This window comes from Streptomyces sp. SID5469 (genome assembly GCF_009862865.1).
Lineage (GTDB): Bacteria > Actinomycetota > Actinomycetes > Streptomycetales > Streptomycetaceae > Streptomyces > Streptomyces avermitilis.
On sequence record NZ_WWIN01000001.1, the window covers coordinates 6,829,082 to 6,843,198 of the forward strand.

The 14,117-nt window shown below is 71.6% G+C and carries 8 protein-coding genes; 3 read left to right on the forward strand and 5 right to left on the reverse strand.

The features are described 5' to 3' along the window. Positions 1–164 precede the first annotated feature (164 nt). Positions 165–1,370 carry a tRNA dihydrouridine synthase DusB gene (dusB, locus tag GTY58_RS29480; RefSeq protein WP_010987051.1) on the forward strand — a complete coding sequence of 402 codons (1,206 nt, stop codon included), beginning with the start codon at positions 165–167 and terminating at the stop codon, positions 1,368–1,370. On the opposite strand, the gene GTY58_RS29485 is transcribed toward dusB, so the two are convergent. The 3 genes from GTY58_RS29485 to GTY58_RS29495 all read right to left on the reverse strand — a co-directional run bounded on the left by GTY58_RS29485 (position 1,371) and on the right by GTY58_RS29495 (position 6,796). Then, positions 1,371–3,056 carry a hypothetical protein gene (locus GTY58_RS29485; protein WP_010987052.1) on the reverse strand — a complete coding sequence of 562 codons (1,686 nt, stop codon included), beginning with the start codon at positions 3,054–3,056 and terminating at the stop codon, positions 1,371–1,373. A gap of 374 nt (positions 3,057–3,430) precedes the next feature. Then, positions 3,431–5,374 (reverse strand): glycogen debranching N-terminal domain-containing protein, encoded by a 1,944-nt coding sequence (locus GTY58_RS29490; RefSeq protein WP_010987053.1) that lies wholly within the window; start codon positions 5,372–5,374, stop codon positions 3,431–3,433. Positions 5,375–5,428: 54 nt separating this feature from the next. Then, positions 5,429–6,796, reverse strand: a complete 1,368-nt coding sequence (locus GTY58_RS29495; protein WP_303622216.1) for a hypothetical protein — start codon at positions 6,794–6,796, stop codon at positions 5,429–5,431. 290 nt (positions 6,797–7,086) lie between these two features. Between GTY58_RS29495 and GTY58_RS29500 the strand changes: the two genes are divergently transcribed. Continuing rightward, positions 7,087–8,307 (forward strand): ROK family protein, encoded by a 1,221-nt coding sequence (locus tag GTY58_RS29500; protein WP_171033157.1) that lies wholly within the window; start codon positions 7,087–7,089, stop codon positions 8,305–8,307. Positions 8,308–8,746: 439 nt separating this feature from the next. Further along, positions 8,747–11,497 (forward strand): pyruvate, phosphate dikinase, encoded by a 2,751-nt coding sequence (gene ppdK, locus GTY58_RS29505; RefSeq protein WP_010987056.1) that lies wholly within the window; start codon positions 8,747–8,749, stop codon positions 11,495–11,497. A gap of 142 nt (positions 11,498–11,639) precedes the next feature. Here the strand turns inward: ppdK and GTY58_RS29510 are convergent, their stop codons facing one another. Together GTY58_RS29510 and GTY58_RS29515 are read right to left on the reverse strand one after the other, a co-directional pair. After that, on the reverse strand, positions 11,640–13,133 hold the full coding sequence (locus tag GTY58_RS29510) for a HAMP domain-containing sensor histidine kinase (RefSeq protein WP_010987057.1): 1,494 nt from the start codon (positions 13,131–13,133) through the stop codon (positions 11,640–11,642). Continuing rightward, positions 13,130–13,978, reverse strand: coding sequence for a response regulator transcription factor (locus GTY58_RS29515; protein WP_010987058.1), 849 nt, complete (start codon positions 13,976–13,978; stop codon positions 13,130–13,132). The genes GTY58_RS29510 and GTY58_RS29515 overlap by 4 nt, the downstream gene beginning before the upstream one ends. Positions 13,979–14,117 lie beyond the last annotated feature (139 nt).

Sequence of the window (14,117 nt, forward strand, 5' to 3'; positions counted from 1 at the left end):
GTACGACGACTTCGATAGTGCGCCTAACTAATGAGTGATACATGGTCATTGCCGGGCGCCTCGCGGCTTACGTGATCTCGTGCCGAGCACGCGTCGTGATCTCGTGCCGAGCACGCTTCGTCCACTCGTGCCGAGCACGCGTCGTCGTACGTGACAATGGAGGAATGTCCACGCCCGCAGCCACGATGGTCTCCCCGTTGCAGATCGGTCCGCACACCGTCCAGCCGCCCGTCGTCCTCGCCCCCATGGCCGGGATCACGAACGCGCCCTTCCGCACCCTGTGCCGGGGGTTCGCCGAAGGCCATGGCTGGGAGTCCGGGGGCCGGCCCCCCAAGGGCGCGGCCGATGGCGGCAAGGGCCTGTTCGTCAGCGAGATGATCACCACGCGGGCGCTGGTCGAGCGCAACGAGAAGACCATGCAGCTGATCCACTTCGACGCGACCGAGAAGCCGCGCTCGATCCAGCTGTACGGCGTGGACCCGGCGACCGTCGGCAAGGCCGTCCGCATGATCGCGGAGGAGGGCCTCGCCGACCACATCGACCTGAACTTCGGCTGCCCGGTGCCCAAGGTGACCAGGAAGGGCGGCGGGTCCGCGCTTCCGTACAAGCGGAACCTGCTGCGGGCGATCCTCCGGGAGGCCGTCAGCGGGGCCGGGAACCTCCCCGTCACCATGAAGATGCGCAAGGGCATCGACGACGACCACATCACGTATCTGGACGCCGGACGCATCGCCGTCGAGGAGGGCGTCACCGCGATCGCCCTGCACGGCCGCACCGCCGCGCAGCACTATGGCGGCACGGCCGACTGGGACGCCATCGCGCGCCTCAAGGAGCATGTGCCGGAGATCCCGGTCCTCGGCAACGGCGACATCTGGTCGGCCGAGGACGCGGTGCGGATGGTGCGTGAGACCGGGTGTGACGGAGTCGTGGTCGGGCGCGGGTGCCTGGGGCGGCCGTGGCTGTTCAGCGACCTGGTGGCGGCCTTCGAGGGGCGAACGGACGACAGTGCGCGCCCCACGCTCCGTGCGGTCGCGGACGTCATGGTCCGGCACGCCACCCTGCTCGGCGAGTGGATCGGCGACGAGGCGCGTGGGGTCATCGACTTCCGCAAGCACGTGGCCTGGTACCTGAAGGGCTTCGCGGTCGGCTCCGAGATGCGCAAGCGGCTCGCGATCACCTCCTCGCTCGTCGAACTCTCCGACGGTCTCGCCGAGCTGGACCTCGACCAGGCCTGGCCCCTGGGCGCCGACGGGCCCCGCGGCCGCACGTCCGGCAACAACCGGGTGGTGCTGCCGGACGGCTGGCTGAAGGACCCGTACGACTGCGCGGGGATCAGCGAGGACGCGGAGCTGGACACCTCCGGAGGCTGATCAGCCCTTCGAGGGGCGCGGGGTGGAGCCGTACGCCGTCAGGAAGCGGTCGCGGAAGGAGCTCATCTTCCAGACCGGGGCGTCGTGCGCGGGCCGCAGCCCGTCGGAGTAGCCCCAGTCGGTGATCTTGTCCAGCACCTTCGGGTCGTGGGCGACGATCGCGACCGGCACGTCCCGGCTGGCCTTGTCGCCGCTGACCCGGGCCATCGGCTGGTGGTCGCCGAGGAAGACGAGCACGGTGTTCTTGTTGCCGTACTTCACCACGTAGTCGATGAGGCTGGTCACCGAGTACTGGATGGACTTGCCGTACTCCTGCTTCACCTTCGTGGAGTTGTAGAAGACGTCCGCGGGCTTCTTGCCGGCCTTCTCGACGGCGTCGTAGACGGAGCCGTCGCCGACCTGGTCCTCGGGAATCGTCTTCGGGATGGGCGCCCACGGCTGGTGGCTGGAGGTCAGGATGATCTCCGACATCAGCGGCTTGTCGTGCTTCCTGCCGTGCTCCAGGCGCTGGAACGCGGCCAGCGTGTACTGGTCGGGCATCGTCGACCAGCTGAACTTCGGGCCCTGGTAGCCGAGGTGATGGGCGTCGTAGAGATGGTCGAGGCCGTAGAACTTCGCCTCCGGCCAGCCCTTCTGGACACCCGGCATGATGCCGACCGTGCGCCAGTCGCCGGTCTTCTTGAAGGCGCTGGTGAGGGTGAGGTGGTCGCCCGCGGTGACGGTGCGGTAGCGGTTCTGGTTGTCGATCCACAGGCCGGACAGGAAGGTGGAGTGGCCCAGCCAGCTGCTGCCGCCGTACGTGGCCGACGTCAGCCAGCCGCTCTTGGCGTGGAAGCCGGCCTTGGCCAGTTCCTTGGTCTTGGCGTCGAGGGTGGCGTCGACGCCGGGCGACATGATCGGGTCCTCGACGGCACTGCGGCCGTAGCTCTCGATGAACGTGAACATGATGTCCTTGCCGCGCAGATCGGGCACCAGCTCGCTGCCGGGGGTATTGCCGAAGGTGTCGGCCTTGGCCTCCCTGGCGAACCCGCGCTCGTCCCTGATGGTCGCCTTCACCCGCGCCGCGCGGTCCCGGACGACGGCGGCGGTGTGCTCGGAGGCGATCGGCACGCCGCCCACCTGAAGGCTGAGGCTCGCGCAGGTCATCCAGACCGTGCTGAGGACCAGGGTGGCCCGGGTGGTGATGGCGGTGTGCCGGGCCATGAGGTTGCCGAGCCTGACGACCGCCCACGCCATCACGGCCGGCACGGCGAGCACGAGGACGACGACGGCGACCGTGGCGCCGAGCGCGCCCGCCTCGCCGGCCGAGTCCTTGAGGTACGACTGGGCGTCGCCGAGGAGGGACCAGTCGAGTACGACGTTGAAGCCGCGGCCGAGGAATTCGTTGAAGCCGATGTCGAGGAGGTTCAGCAGGGTGAGCACGCCGAGGCTCAGCCCGCCGAGCACCGCCGCGAACAGCCGCGGCCTGCGCGGCAGCGCGATGAGCACGGCGGCCCCGAGCAACGCCTCCACCGGGATACGGGCGAACTCGGAGGGCCGGAAGTCGGCGGGCTTGTTGGGCAGCAGCAGCGCGACGACTACCAGCGCACCGGCGAGCAGGGTCACGGCCCAGGAGAGAACGCGGGCGGCTACGGGGTGGCGGGCACGGAGTCGGGCTCGGCGGGTGCGCGGGGCAGCCTGTGCCACGGCCCCCGCGCCCTCCGGCTCGGGCTCGGGCTTCCCGGCGGTGGCGTCGGACGGCGGTGCCGCCGGTTCCTCCGGCGTCGCATCCTCGGCGTCCGCCGACGGCAGACCCTCGTCCGTGGCTGCCCCGGCCCTGTCCGGTGTCTGATTGGAGCGCGTGAAGAGAGGCAACCCGAGGGTCCTTCCATGCGAAGCCCGAGATGGAGCGGCGGCTCACGCTGGGGAGGCTGGACCCGCCGTCATCCCGTACGGCAGGCCGAAGAGGTGCGTTCAACCCCCTCCGGCCACCACTCGGCAAACACCCGGCAAACGCCTCGTCAACCACCCGGACCGGCGACCGGACCGGCACCCGACCGGCTCCGCCCGCCGGTCCGGCGCTACGCGCCCCCGACCGCCGTGAGCAGCGCCAACGGCGCTGCCGCCGACCGTGACTCCCGCACGCACGCGTGCGGGTACGGCACCGGCTCCGCATGCGTGTCGCGCCCGTACCCGGCGAGGACCTCGGGAAGCCGGTGGCCCGCCGCCGTCGCCGCGTCGACCAGCGCGTGGGCGACCGTACGGGCCTCGTCGTGCAGCCCGTACCGCGCGAGCCCCAGCGTGATCAGCGCGTTGTCGTGCGGCCACACCGAACCCCGGTGGTACGACAACGGGTGGTACGCCGCCTGGTCCGCGGCCAGCGTCCGCACCCCCCAGCCCGAGAAGAAGTCCGGTTCCAGCAGACGCCGGCCGACCATTTCGCCGTACTCCTTGTCCAGCAGCCCGGACCAGAGCAGATGCCCCGCGTCCGAGGCGAGCGCGTCCACCTGGCGGCCCTCGCCGTCCAACGCCAGCGCGGGGAAACCCTGTTCGGGCATCCAGAAGTCCCGCTGGAAGCGGTCGCGCAGATCCCCGGCCGCCTGTTCGAGCAGCGCCGCGTACACCTCGTCGCCCCACACAGTGCGCGCCAGCTGGGCGGTGCGGCGCAGCGCGTCGTACGCGTACCCCTGCGCACCCGCCGCGGTCACCGCGCCGGTGGCCCGGCTGCCGTCGGCGGAACAGATCGCGCCGGGGGAGTCCTTCCAGTTCTGGTTGGCGAGGCCGCCCCCGTCGGCGCGGTAGACGAGATAGCCGCGGGAGGTGAGCCCGCCGTGGTCGAGCATCCAGCCGACCGCCGCGCGGGCGTTGGGCTCGAGGCGGCGGGCGAGTGCCACGTCACCGGTCTGTTCGACGTACGCGCCGAGCAGGACGAGGAACAGCGGAGTGGCGTCCACCGAGCCGTAGTAGCGCCCGAACGGCACCTGCCCGAAGTGCGCCAGCTCCCCGTGCCGCACCTCGTGCACGATCTTGCCGGGCTGGGCCACCGATCCCACGCCGACCTCGGTCGCCTGCGTCGCGGCGAGCGCGGGCAGCGTGGCGGCGGCGAGCTGCGGCCGGTAGGGGAGTGCGAAGAGGGAGGTGAGCAGCGCGTCGCGGCCCAGCAGCGTGAGGAACCAGGGGGCGCCGGCCGCGGGGACGCGCAGCTCCTCACCGTCCGGGCCCGTCGCCGGGACCTGGAGCGCGGCGAGGTCGGACAGGCCGCGCGCACAGGCCGCGGCCAGCTCCGGCCAGCCCGTCGGGAAGGGCACGCCGCCCAGGAACTCCCCTTCCAGCGCGAGGAGCCGGGCACTGGCGTCGGCGGGCGAGGCCGGCACCTCCGCCGGGTGCGCCGCGCCGTGCGGACGGGCGGCGACCCGCAGCGACAGCTCCGCGGAACCGTGCGGTTCGAGGTCCAGCGTCCAGACGAGGCGACGGGCGCCCGTGCCCGTCTCCTCCACGCCGTCGGGGGCGGGCTCGGAGGTGACCCTCGTACCGGACCGCCACTCGCCGCGCTGATAGCTGAACTCCACGCCGTCGTCGAGGACCTGGCGGGAGCGCACCGCGCCGGCCTTGCTGTACGTGCGGTGGTCGGACCGCAGCTCGAACTGGTCGGTGAAGTCGGCGTCCGCGGTGACCGCGATACGGACCGTCGTCGGCGCCGGGCGGTTGCTGGTGACGCGCAGCGACTCGACGAACGCGCCCTCGGTGACGGCCTGTTCTCGGAAGAAGGTGTACGCGGGCGGCTCCTGACGGCCACCGCGCGGTACGAGCACGCAGCGGGCCGTGTCCCCGGCCCTGACCGGCGAGAGCGCCTCGGGCACCGCGCCGTCGACGGTGAGCTGCCAGCGGCTGAGGTGCCGGGCGTCCCGGACGAACAACCCGTCCGGTGAACCGGAACCGCCGCCCCGCACCCCGCTGATGTCCCCGCCGTCGCCCACTGCGGCGAACGTCCCGCCGTGCACGAGCAGATGATGCCGGTCCGTCATCCCCGGTCCCCTCCCATGTCCTTCATGTCCCTCATGCCCCTCATGTCATTCATGTCACTCGTGCCGAAACGTGCCGATGCCCATGGGGGACACGTCGTGTCCGAGGGGCTCGTCGGGCTCGTGCGGCTCGTGCAGCAGATCGAGCGCGAGCGCGGCGGTCCAGCTGAAGCCGAGCGCCCCGCACGCCTCACCGGTGTACGGGTCCACGTACTCGGCGAACCCGGACGCGTCGGCGGTCCGCAGCGCCGCGTCCCGCAGCGCGTCGGCCCGCCCCCGCTCCCCGTGCAGCCGCAGCCCGCGCTCCAGCAGCCAGTTGGTGTTGAACCAGGCGGGCCCGCGCCAGTACCGGTGCGGATCGAAGGCCTCACCGGTGAGGTCGTAACTGGGCACGAGCCGGGTGGTGTCACCGAGACCGAAGTGCGGCCCGCAGGCGGTACCTACGAGGGCGGCGGCGATGTCGCGGGGGAGGGCGGGCAGCAGCAGCGGGATCAGCCCGGCGACGCTTCGTTCGGGAACGAGGTCGCCGGTGCGCACGTCCCGGCAGAAGAACATCCCCTCCGCCGGGTCCCACAGCCGGTCCACCAGGGCCGCCGTCAGGCGCTCCGCCCGCGTGTGACGAGCCGTGCCGGCCGCCCCCAGCTCGCAGGCTATGCGGGCCAGCGCGTGCTCCGACGCGATCAGCAGCGCGTTGAACGCGGGGTCCTCGACCGCGAACTCCCCGCGCCCGTCGGCGTACTCCCCGTCGCGGTAGTCGGTGGCCAGGCGCACATACCGCCCGTAGTCCAGATCCGTCGGCCGGTCCTCGGCGGCGCCGTGGTCGAGGTCGGCGCGGCGGAAGGAGCGGGCCGGGGCCGGGGTGACGCGCGAGAGCGGCTCGTCCCAGGTCGGGCTGTTGTCCATGCCCTGCTCCCAGGGGTGGACCACCGACACGAGCCCGCCGCCGCCCAGGTCACGCCGGTGCAGCAGATAGCGGTGCCAGGCCGCGAGGTGCGGGTATACCCGGGACAGGAAGCCGCGCGACCGGGACAGCCCGGGGTCGGACAGGTGCACCAGCCAGGCCGCGAGCGCGTGCACCGGTGGCTGCACGATGCCCGAGGTCTGTACGGTGCGCGGGGCGCCCGCGGCGCGCCCCGCGGTCGAGGAACGCCAGAAGTCGGGGCTCGGGAAGTACGCGTCCAGCGGCACGGAGGGGTTGAAGACGATGTGCGGGATCCGGCCGTCGCCCCACTGGGCGCCGAGCAGCGTGTCCAGCTCCGTCTGCGCCCGCAGGGGAGACAGATGGCGCAGGCCGATCGAGATGAACGCCGAGTCCCATGACCACTGGTGCGGGTACAGGCCGCGCGAGGGCACGGTGGACGCGCCCGTCCAGTTGTCCTCCAGCACCCGGGCCGCCCTGAGGTGCAGCGAAGCCGCCGACCGCACCGGTCCGGCGGTCCGCGCCTGTCCTGCCGTCCGCACGGCTGAGGCCGGATCGTATACATCGGGCTCGGACCGGACGATCTCACCCGCACCGGGTGCGGGGGGTGGGCCGGAGGTGCGCCCGGGACCCGTGAGGTCCGTACGGCGGGCGGTGAGTTGGGTTGTGCGGTCCACTCAGGTCTCCCCGAAGACGTCCGGCCAGGCGGTTCGGCAGTAGCTACCGTAGGGTTACGTCTATTTAACACGCAAAACTCAATATGTAATGCAGAGTTGGTGAACGCAAGAGGGTGTGCATGAACGGAAGGGCCGGACGAGTGGGCAATCAGGCCAGCGCCGGGGATCTGCTCGAACTGGTGCGCAGCGGTCGTGCCACGACCCGTGGTGCGCTCCAGCAGGCCACGGGCCTGTCGCGGGCCACGGTCGGCCAGCGCCTGGACCGCCTCTTCCGGGCGGGCTGGCTGCGCGAGGGCGCGGGCGGACCGGTGGACTCCCCGCTCGGCGGCCGCCCCTCGATCACTCTGGAGTTCGACGACGCCCACGCGGTCGTCCTGACCGCCGACCTCGACACCCGCCACGCCCGCGCCGCGGTCCTCTCCCTCACCGGCGAGATCCTGGCCGAGCAGGCCGGGCTCCTGGTCCTGGGCGACGGCCCGGACGCCGTGCTCGGCGAGCTCGGCCACTGGTTCGCCGAGCTGCTGCGGAAGGCGGGCCGGCCGGCGGACGAGGTGTGCGGCATCGGGCTCGCGGTCCCCGGACCGGTCGACCGCGACACGGGCCGGGTCGTCCAGCCGCCGATCATGCCGGGCTGGGACGGCTACGACATAAGGGGCCGCCTGGGCCGGGCCTTCGCCGAGCACGCGCACGGCCGGGCGGACGTCCCCGTCCTGGTCGACAACGACGCCAACCTGATGGCGTACGGGGAACAGCGCACCGCCTACCCGGACTGCTCGGCGTTCGCGCTGGTCAAGGTCTCCACCGGGATCGGCGCGGGCGTGGTCGTCGGCGGCACCATCTACCGGGGCATCGACGGCGGCGCCGGGGACATCGGCCACATCCGGGTGCCCGAGGGCACCGACGCGCTGTGCCGGTGCGGTTCTTACGGCTGCCTGGCCGCCGTCGCGAGCGGGGGCGCCGTCGCCGCGCGGCTGGCCGAGGCGGGGGTGCCGGCCGCGTCGGGCTCGGATGTGCGCGAGCTGCTGACCGCCGGGCATCCCGAGGCGGTGGCGCTCGCCCGGGAGGCCGGGCGCCGGGTCGGCGACGTTCTCGCGACCGTCGTGACGCTGCTGAATCCCGGGGTCCTGATGATCGCCGGGGATTTGGCCGGAACACCCTTCCTCACGGGCGTACGGGAACTGCTGTACCAGCGGGCTCTGCCGCGCTCCACCGCTCATCTGGACGTGGTGACCTCCCGGCTGGGGGACCGGGCGGGGCTGATCGGGGCGGGCGCGCTGGTCGTGGAGCACTTGTACGCGCCGGAGCGGGTCGAGGAGCGGCTGCTCGCGCTGGGCGTGTGACCGGCCTCCGCGGGGGGACTCGGGGGCGTATGACGGGCGTGTTTCCGTCCGTGAACCGGTCCGCATGGTGAAATCGCGCCGCCTCAAACGGCGTGATTCTTGCCACCCTTGATAGGGGTTGCGCTCAGATGAGCGGTTCTTGGCTGACTGTACTTCTCGGAGGGGTGGCACTCAGTGCCACTGCTCGATCATTCATGATCTTAACTCAGACGAAGAGATGGGCGCTCATGTGAGCGAATACTCGCAGTCTACGGGCGTTGATTCGTTCAAGAAGTGAACGCATCGACGGGAAGTTCGCGGCAGATCCTTGACTTTCGATCTGGTGGCGGACGAGTGGTTACAGGCGCATGACGCGCAAGTGGACGTACCCAGGTGCCTTCGATCTGGGTATGTTCCTCGCCGTCAGGGCAGCCACCGCGTCCTCGAGGAGTCGAGACCCGTGTCGGAAAACAAAGATCCCCAGGTAGCTGACGTAGCCGAGAGCGGCGTCGCGGGCGTGAAGTTCGTTTATGACTTCACCGAGGGCAACAAGGACCTCAAGGACCTCCTCGGCGGCAAGGGTGCGAACCTCGCCGAGATGACCAACCTGGGCCTTCCCGTCCCTCCGGGCTTCACGATCACCACTGAGGCGTGCAAGACCTACCTCGACAGTGGCGAGGAGCCGGCGGCACTGCGTGACGAGGTGAGTGCGCACCTCGACGCCCTCGAGGCGAAGATGGGCAAGAAGCTCGGCCAGGCCGACGACCCGCTCCTGGTGTCCGTCCGTTCCGGTGCGAAGTTCTCCATGCCGGGCATGATGGACACGGTCCTGAACATCGGCCTCTCCGACAAGTCGGTGCAGGGCCTGGCCAAGCAGGCCGGCGACGACCGCTTCGCGTGGGACTCGTACCGCCGCCTCATCCAGATGTTCGGCAAGACGGTCCTCGGCGTCGACGGCGAACTCTTCGAGGACGCGCTGGAGGCGGCGAAGGCGGCCAAGAAGGTCACGATCGACACGGACCTCGAGGCGGCCGACCTCAAGAGGCTCGTCACCAAGTTCAAGAAGATCGTCAAGACCGAGGCGGGCCGGGACTTCCCGCAGGACGCGCGCGAGCAGATGGACCTCGCCATCCACGCGGTCTTCGACTCCTGGAACACCGACCGCGCCAAGCTCTACCGCCGTCAGGAGCGCATCCCGCACGACCTCGGCACGGCGGTCAACGTCTGTTCGATGGTCTTCGGCAACCTGGGCCCCGACTCGGGCACGGGTGTGGCCTTCACCCGGGACCCCGCCTCCGGCCACCAGGGCGTCTACGGCGACTACCTCCAGAACGCCCAGGGCGAGGACGTGGTCGCGGGCATCCGCAACACGGTCCCGCTCGCCGAGCTGGAGCAGATCGACAAGAAGTCGTACGACCAGCTGATGCAGATCATGGCGACCTTGGAGAACCACTACAAGGACCTCTGCGACATCGAGTTCACCATCGAGCGCGGCCAGCTGTGGATGCTCCAGACCCGCGTCGGCAAGCGCACGGCGGGCGCGGCCTTCCGGATCGCGACGCAGCTGGTGGACCAGGGCCTGATCGACGAGGCGGAGGCGCTCCAGCGGGTCAACGGCGCCCAGCTCGCGCAGCTGATGTTCCCGCGCTTCGACGACCAGGCGAAGGTCGAGCAGATCGGCCGGGGCATCGCGGCGTCGCCGGGCGCCGCGGTCGGCAAGGCGGTCTTCGACTCGTACACGGCGATCAAGTGGTCGCGTTCGGGCGAGAAGGTCATCCTGATCCGCCGGGAGACGAACCCGGACGACCTGGACGGCATGATCGCGGCGGAGGGCATCCTGACCTCGCGCGGCGGCAAGACGTCGCACGCGGCCGTCGTGGCCCGGGGCATGGGCAAGACCTGTGTGTGCGGTGCGGAGGAGCTCGAGGTCGACACGAAGCGGCGCCGGATGACGGCTCCCGGCGGTGTCGTGGTCGAGGAGGGCGACGTCGTCTCCATCGACGGTTCGAGCGGCAAGGTGTACCTGGGTGAGGTGCCGGTCGTGCCCTCCCCCGTGGTGGAGTACTTCGAGGGCCGGATGCACGCGGGTGCCGACGACGCCGACGAGCTGGTGGCGGCGGTGCACCGGATCATGGCGTTCGCGGACCGCAAGCGCCGGCTGCGGGTGCGGGCGAACGCGGACAACGCGGAGGACGCGCTGCGGGCGCGCCGCTTCGGGGCGCAGGGCATCGGCCTGTGCCGCACGGAGCACATGTTCCTGGGCGACCGCCGGGAGCTGGTCGAGCGCCTGATCCTCGCCGACACGGACGCGGAGCGCGAGGAGTCCCTCAAGGAACTGCTCCCGCTCCAGAAGAAGGACTTCATCGAGCTGTTCGAGGCGATGGACGGCCTGCCGGTGACGGTCCGGCTCCTGGACCCGCCGCTGCACGAGTTCCTGCCGGACATCACGGAGCTGTCGGTCCGTGTCGCGCTCGCCGAGTCCCGCAAGGACTCCAACGAGAACGACCTGCGCCTGCTCCAGGCGGTGCACCGGCTGCACGAGCAGAACCCGATGCTGGGCCTGCGCGGTGTCCGTCTCGGCCTGGTCATCCCCGGCCTGTTCACCATGCAGGTGCGGGCGATCGCGGAGGCGGCGGCGGAGCGGAAGGCCGCGAAGGGCGACCCGCGGGCCGAGATCATGATCCCGCTGGTGGGCACGGTCCAGGAGCTGGAGATCGTGCGCGACGAGGCGGACCAGGTCATCGCGGAGGTGCAGGCGGCGACGGGTACGGAGCTGAAGCTGGCCATCGGCACGATGATCGAGCTGCCGCGCGCCGCGCTCACGGCCGGTCAGATCGCCGAGGCGGCCGAGTTCTTCTCCTTCGGCACGAACGACCTGACGCAGACGGTGTGGGGCTTCAGCCGGGACGACGTGGAGGCCTCCTTCTTCACCGCGTACCTGGAGAAGGGCATCTTCGGTGTCTCCCCGTTCGAGACGATCGACAAGGACGGCGTGGGCAAGCTGGTCCGCGACGCGGCGGTCGCGGGCCGGGCGACGCGGCCCGACCTGAAGCTGGGCGTGTGCGGCGAGCACGGCGGCGACCCGGAGTCGGTCCACTTCTTCCACGAGGTCGGCCTCGACTACGTGTCCTGCTCGCCGTTCCGGATTCCGGTGGCCCGCCTGGAGGCGGGGCGCGCGGCCTCGCAGTCGGCGGGAAGCGACCACCGGTAAAGGCTCCGGAGCCCTTGTCGGTCACCTGACCCTCACCGACACGGCGACGGCTCCGGCGTGCAAGACGAAGGGGCGGCACCCTTGTGCGGGGGTGCCGCCCCTTCGGCGTGGGCCGCCTGCGAGTGGCCGACGTCGGAGACGCTCAGGCCGGCACGGCCGGAGCCCCGCGGCGGCGCCGGCCCTCTCTGCCGGAGGGGTGGCTGTGGGCGGGCGGTCGCGCGGACGGCAGGCGGACCACCGCGTCGAGGCCCCCGCGCCGCGCCGGCCGCAGCTCGACCTCGCCGCCGCTCGCGTGGGTCAGCCGCTGGACCAGGGCCAGGCCCAGGCCCGTACCGCCCTTGGGCGCGTCGGGGGCGCGCCAGAAGCGGTCGAAGGCGCGGCGGCGCTGTTCCTCGGTCATGCCCGGTCCCTCGTCCATGACGTGGAGGGCGACCCGCGACGGCCGGGACGGGTCCGGCGGGCGGTGGTGGAAGCGGCGCTCCGGGGCCGGCGGGCGGCGTACGTCGAGGGTGACCGCGGAGCCCGACGGCGCCACCCTCAGCGCGTTCGACAGCAGGTTGTCCAGGATCTGCTCGATCGCCCCGGGCACCGCCAGCACCTGTCCGGCGGGGTCGCCGAGCAGGACCAGCCGGACGCCGTGCTGCTCGAACAGCGGGGTCCAGGTGCGGTGCCGTTCGGCGCAGACCCGGTCCAGGTCGACCGGTTCGCGGGTGGCCGCGCTCTCGTCGAGGCGGGCCATCGCCAGCAGCCCCTCGACCATCCGCGCCAGTCGGTCCGTCTCCGTCATCGCGGCGGTCAGGCCGGGGCGGGCGTGCGGCGCCATCCCGGACTCCAGGTTCTCCAGGCGCAGCCGCAGCGCCGCCAGCGGGGTCTTCAGCTGGTGCGAGGCCTCCCCGGCGAAGGCGCGCTGCGATGCCAGCAGATGTTCCAGGCGGGCCGCGGTGCGGTTGAACGTGGCCGCCAGACTGCGCACCTCCGGCGGTCCCGTGGTGACCGCCACGGGCGTCGCCGTGCCGCCGTCGGCCAACTGGTGTGTGGCGCGCTCGAGTTCGCGGATCGGGTGGCCCGTCCAGCGGGCGATCGCGAAGCCCACGACCGCGACCGCGGTGAGCACCGCGAGCCCGCCCAGCGCCAGCAGCAGCCAGACGTGGTGCACTCTGGAGTGCACCGTCCGCGTGGGAAGCGTGATCCACACGGCGCCCTGCCGGTACGCGCCGTGCCGGACCGGGGCCGCGACGGACAGGTACTGCACACCGCCGATCGTGGACGTCCGTACGTCCACCGTCGACGTGCCGCGCAGCGCGGCCGCGATGCCGGGGCGGGCGGCGAGTCCCCGCACCTCGGCGGTGGACAGCGGGTGCGACGTGGCCAGCAGGCCGCCGGACTCGTCCACGATCACCACCTTGCCGCCGATGCGCTCGGCGCAGTGGGCGGCCCGGTCGGGCAGGTCCCGCTCGGCCCGGCCCGCGGTGATGGACAGCGAGGCGTACATGGACACGGACTCGGACTCGTCCCTCGCCTTGCCCACGACCCGTTCCCGTTCGCCCCGCGAGTAGACGAAGCCCAGCGGTATCTCCAGGCAGAGCAGGACGAGGGCGGCGAGGCTGAGGTAGCTGAGCAGCAGCCGACGGGTCACGGGTAGGCCACCTGCTGATGCCGCCGCCTGCTCGGCTCGGTGTGCACGGCCAGCCGGAAACCCACTCCACGCAGCGTCTGGATCCACGCCGGGTGGCCCAACTTCCGCCGCAGCGTGGCGACATGGACGTCGAGCGTCTTGGTCGGGCCCTGGTAGTGCGGATCCCACACGCGGTCGAGGATCTGCTGCCGCGAGTACACGGCGCCCGGGTCCTCGGTGAGCAGCGCGAGCAGTTCGAACTCCTTCGGGGTGAGCACGACGGGCTGCTCGCCGACCCAGACCTGGCGGGTCCTGCGGTCCACGACGAGCGGGCCGGGTCCGGGGGCGGGGTGCGGCGGGGGCTCGTACGAGGGCCGCGGTGCCGGTTCGTGCGACGGCGGGGGTGCGGTTTGGTACGCGGGGGCGGACGTGGGCTCGTACGAAGGTGCCGGGGGCGGCGACGGTGTCGATGTCGGTGTCGGCGGTGTGGGCTCGTGGGCCGGTCGGGCGCGCTGTGTTCGCCGTGTCACCGCCCGCACCCGGGCCACCAGCTCCCGCATGCTGAAAGGTTTCGCCAAGTAGTCGTCGGCGCCGAGCTCCAGGCCCAGCACCCGGTCGGCCTCCTCGCCCCGCGCGCTGAGGATGACGATGGGGACGCCGGAGACCTGCCGGATGCCCCGGCAGACGTCGATGCCGTCCATGTCCGGCAACCCGAGGTCGAGCAGGACGACATCCCCGTACGGACCTCTCAGGCCCTCGGTGCCCGTGGCGACGTGATCAACCGTCAGTCCGAAGTGCCCGAGCCCTTCGGCGAGTGGTTCGGCGATTGTCTCGTCGTCCTCGATGAGCAGCACTCGTAGGCCCATACGTCGCGTCTCTCCTTGACTTGGCCGGACCGCACGAACAATTCCATTTCCGTGCGGTGGAGTTGAGCTGTGGAGTTGAGCTGTGAAGTTGACACGCTACAAGAAGAAGGTGCGCCGGGCGAGGCCGGACAAAGAATGG